General features: G+C 75.4%; 3 protein-coding genes and 1 pseudogene. All 4 read right to left on the reverse strand.

Features of this window, described 5'->3' with window-relative positions; all coding sequences use genetic code 11:
• Window positions 1-852: zinc metalloprotease HtpX (gene htpX, locus ACYVJ4_RS18505; protein ID WP_460461522.1), on the reverse strand; the 852-nt coding region annotated here is incomplete at its 3' end.
• A 97-nt stretch (window positions 853-949) separates the two neighbouring features.
• Window positions 950-2,437, reverse strand: a complete 1,488-nt coding sequence (locus ACYVJ4_RS18510) for an NADH-quinone oxidoreductase subunit N (protein WP_460461520.1) — start codon at window positions 2,435-2,437, stop codon at window positions 950-952.
• The gene (locus ACYVJ4_RS18515) at window positions 2,437-4,008 is read right to left on the reverse strand and encodes a complex I subunit 4 family protein (RefSeq protein WP_460461521.1); all 1,572 of its coding nucleotides are present in this window, start codon (window positions 4,006-4,008) and stop codon (window positions 2,437-2,439) included. The genes ACYVJ4_RS18510 and ACYVJ4_RS18515 overlap by 1 nt, the downstream gene beginning before the upstream one ends.
• Window positions 4,005-4,309 (reverse strand): annotated as a pseudogene (locus tag ACYVJ4_RS18520) (NADH-quinone oxidoreductase subunit L); the annotation flags it as partial. The gene ACYVJ4_RS18515 and the pseudogene ACYVJ4_RS18520, both read right to left, overlap by 4 nt.

Genomic DNA, 4,309 nt, shown 5'->3' on the forward strand with positions numbered 1-4,309 from the left:
GGACTCGAGCCGGGCGATGCGCTCGGCCATCGGCGGGTGGGTGCTGAACAGCTTCGAGAACCCGTCACCCCGGAACGGGTTGGCGATGAACAGGTGGCTGGAGTTCACCAGCTCGCGGTCGGGCGGCAGCGGCAGCTGACGGGTGCCCTGCTCGAGCTTGCGCAGCGCCGAGGCCAGGGCGAGCGGGTCGCCGGTGAGCGTGGCGCCGTCCTCGTCCGCGTCGTACTCGCGGGTGCGGCTGATGGCCAGCTGGATCAGCGTCGCGGCGAGCGGTGCGGCCAGCGCGATGAGGATCATCGCGAACGGGTTGGGGCGGTCGTCGTCGTCCCCGCCGCCGAAGCCCCCGCCGAAGAACAGCCCGATCTGCGCGACGGACGTGATGACGCCACCCAGCGCCGCCGCCACGGACGACGTGAGGATGTCGCGGTTGTAGACGTGCATCAGCTCGTGCCCGAGGACGCCGCGCAGCTCGCGCTCGTCGAGGATCTGCAGGATCCCCTCGGTGCAGCAGACGGCGGCGTTGCGCGGGTTGCGGCCGGTGGCGAACGCGTTGGGCGCCATGGTCGGGGAGACGAACAGCCGCGGCATCGGCTGGTGGGCGGCGGTCGAGAGCTCGCGCACGATGCGGTACATCGCCGGCTGCTCCGCCTCGCTCACCGGGTGCGCGTGCATGGCGCGGATCGCGATCTTGTCGCTGTTCCAGTAGCCGTACGCCGTCATCGCGACGCCGATCAACGCGAACAGCCAGATGAAGCGGCCGTTCGCGAGCACCGACCCGACGACGAGCAGCAGCGCGAAGATGCCGCTGAGCAGCAGCGTCGTCTTCAGCCCGTTGAAGTGCTGGTGGCCCATCGTGGCCGTCCCGTCCTCTCGTCGTCCGCGGTCGCGCGGGTGCCGTTCCAGGGGGTCCAACGTGCGAGGGGGTGGGCAGCGTTCCCGGGCCACCCGGTCAGCGCAGCGGGGTCCCGGCGAGCAGCCCGATCAGGCCCTCGGGCAGCACCGACAGCGCGACGCAGCCCGCCGCCGCCACCGAGAGCGCGACCCGGCCCGAGACCGGGCTGCGGGGTCCGTCGGCGGGGACGTCGGCTGCGGCGTCGGGAGCCGCCGCGGCGGGCGTGAAGAGCTGCACCGCCCAGCGCAGGTAGACCGCCACCCCGAGGACGACGTTCACCACCGCCACCGCGACCAGCCACCAGGCCTCGACGCCGACGACAGGCACCAGCGCGACGACCTTGGCCACGACGCCCATCACGCCCGGAGGCAGCCCGGCCAGGCAGAGCAGCGCGAAGGTGAGCACCAGCGCGAGCGCCGGCTGGCTGCGCCACAGGCCTGCGTACGCGGCGAGCCGGTGGCGGGGGCCGTCCGGGTGCCGCCGGGACTCGCGGGCCAGCACCGCGAACGCGGTGAGCGTGGCGACGGCGTACGCGAGCAGGTAGGCCAGGGACGCCGACACCGCGCCCGGGATGCGCCCGGCTCCCACCGCACCGGCCAGCGGCAGCAGCACCCAGCCGGCCTGCGCGACGGTCGACCACGCGAGCAGGCGCAGCGCGGTCTGCTGGCGCAGCGCGACGAGGTTGCCGACGGTCATGGTGACGGCGGCGACCGCCCCGACGGGCGCGGCCCAGACGACGCTGCGCTCCGGGGCGCCGACGGCGAGCACCAGGACGACGGCCGTGAGCCCGGCCGCCTTCGACACCGTCGACAGGAAGGCCGCGACGGGCAGCGGGGCGCCGGCGTAGGTGTCGGGCGTCCAGAGGTGGAACGGCACCAGCGAGAGCTTGAAGGCGGCACCGGCGACGACGAGCGCGAGGCCGAGCCCGTGCACGACCCGCAGGTCGCCGAGCTCGGACGACGGCAGCGTCCCCAGGTGCAGCGACCCGGTGGACGCGTAGACCAGCGCGATGCCCAGCGCGAGCAGCCCGAACGACAGCACCGAGGTGAGCAGCAGCTTCAGCCCGGCCTCGGCGCCCCGCCCGTCGCGCCGCAGCGCGACCAGGCCGACGAGCGGCAGCGAGGCCGTCTCGAGCGCGACCGCCAGGGTGGCCAGGTCGCGCGCGCCGGCCAGGGCGCAGGCGCCAGCGGTCGCCGCGAGCAGCAGCACGAGCTGCTCGACGCGGGGCAGCGTGCGGTCGGCGAGCGCCAGCAGCAGGCAGACCACGGCCGCTGCGAGCACCACCAGCTGCACCGCGAAGGTCAGGTGCCCGGCCACGTAGCTGCAGCGGTCGGCGGTCGCGCAGAACGTCGCGCGCGTGCCGTCGGCCAGCGGCACCAGGGTGACGAGCGCGGCCAGCAGGAGCAGCACCGCCAGGACGTCGAGCACCCGGCCGCGCGTCAGCCGCCGGGGCAGCAGCGCGTCGGCGCCGAGCAGCACCACCGACCCCGCGCCGGGCAGCAGCCACGGCGCGATCGCCAGCCAGTCGACGGACGGAACGCCCATCAGACCGCCCCCCTCGCGAGCGCCACGATCGCCTCGACGCCCGGCTCGGTCAGCCGCAGCAGCAGCCAGGGCACCAGCCCGAGCAGCAGCGTCGCGGCCACCAGCGGCACGCCCACCCACAGCTCCACTGCCGTCGCGTCCGAAGGATCGGCCGCTATTGCGGCCGGATCTTCGGACGCAAGGGGTTCGGGCGGGACGCCGTGCCAGACCGTGCGCAGGACGCGGAGCAGGTAGGCGGCGGCCAGGGCCGTGCCGAGCGCCGCCACCACGGCGAGCGCCTGCCACCCGGCGCGGTCGTGCGACCCGGCGGGTGCCTGCCACGCGCCGAAGACGGCCAGCAGCTCGCCCCAGAAGCCGGCCAGCCCCGGCAGCCCGAGCCCGGCGACGCACGCCACCGCGAGCAGCGCGCCCAGCCGCGGCCGGACGTCGCGCAGCCCGCCGCCGATGAGGTCGAGCCGCCCGCTGCCGGCGCGGTCCTTCAGGCCTCCGGCCACGAGGAAGAGCAGCGCCGTGATGACGCCGTGCGCGACGTTGGCGAACAGCGCGCCCTGCAGCCCCTGCGCCGTCCCGGTCGAGATGCCGAGCGCCACGAACCCCATGTGCGCCACCGACGAGAACGCCACCAGCCGTTTCAGGTCGCGCTCGACGAGGCAGACGAGCCCGCCCCAGACGATGCCGACGACCCCGCACACCGCGAGGTAGGGCGCGACTGCCGAGAACCCCTGCGGCACCACGGGGACGACGACCCGCACCAGGCCGTAGCTGCCCATCTTCAGCAGCACGCCGGCCAGCAGCACCGAGCCCACCGTGGGCGCCGCGGTGTGCGCGGCGGGCAGCCAGGTGTGCAGCGGCCAGACCGGCACCTTGACCGCGAGGCCGGTGACGAGCAGGGCGGCCGCGACGACCTGCACGGTGCGGTTCATGTAGTCGCCGTGGCCGGCCGCGAGCCGCACCAGGTCGGTGGTGCCGGAGTCCAGCGCCACGACCAGGATGCCCAGCAGCATGACCGCCGAGCCGAGCGCGGTGTAGAGCACGAAGCGCGCGGCGGCGTCGCGTCGTCCGGGCTCGTCGTGCGGGTCGCCCCACCAGCGGATGATCGCCCACATCGGCACGAGCACCGTCTCGAAGGCCACGAAGAACACGACCAGGTCGGCGGCGAGGAAGGTCGCGAGCGCTCCGCCCTCGACGACCAGCAGCGCGGCCACGAGCGAGCGCACCGAGCCGACGGGGGCGTCGTCCCGCCCGGACGTCGGCGGGCGGTGCATCACGTGCACCGTGACCACGACGCCCAGCGCGGCGGTGAGCAGCACCAGCGGGAGGCTGATGCCGTCGAGCGCCAGGTGCAGCCGGACGCCGAGCGTGGGGATCCAGGGTGCGTCGAGCTCGAGCGCGGGGCCGCCGGCGGTCCACGGTCGCGCCGCCAGGGTGAGCGCCGCGACCGCGAGCGTGACGCCGCTGACGACAACGCCGACGGTGGGGCCCAGCTGCTCGCCGAGCGTGCGCGGCGCGAGCAGCAGCAGCAGCGCCGCGCCCAGCGGCAGCCCGACGAGCAGCACCAGCAACGTGCTCATCGCAGCCCCACCCCCACCAGCGCGGCGGCGACCGCGCCGACCACGACCCAGGTGAGGTAGGTCGTCGAGACGCCGGTCTGGGTGCGGCGCAACGCGATCCCGGCCCAGCGGCTCGTGGTGGCGCTGCCCCGCACGTACGCGTCGACCACGTCGCGGTCGCCCGCGGTGACCACCCGCGCCAGCGCGCGCACCGGACGCACGACGAGCACCCGCTGGACGGCGTCGACCCCGAACCCGGCCGAGAGCACGCGCTGCACCCGGCCGGGCAGCACCAGCGCCGGGTCGCCGCGCCGCGCGGCCA

The sequence above is a fragment of the Angustibacter peucedani genome (assembly GCF_054779595.1).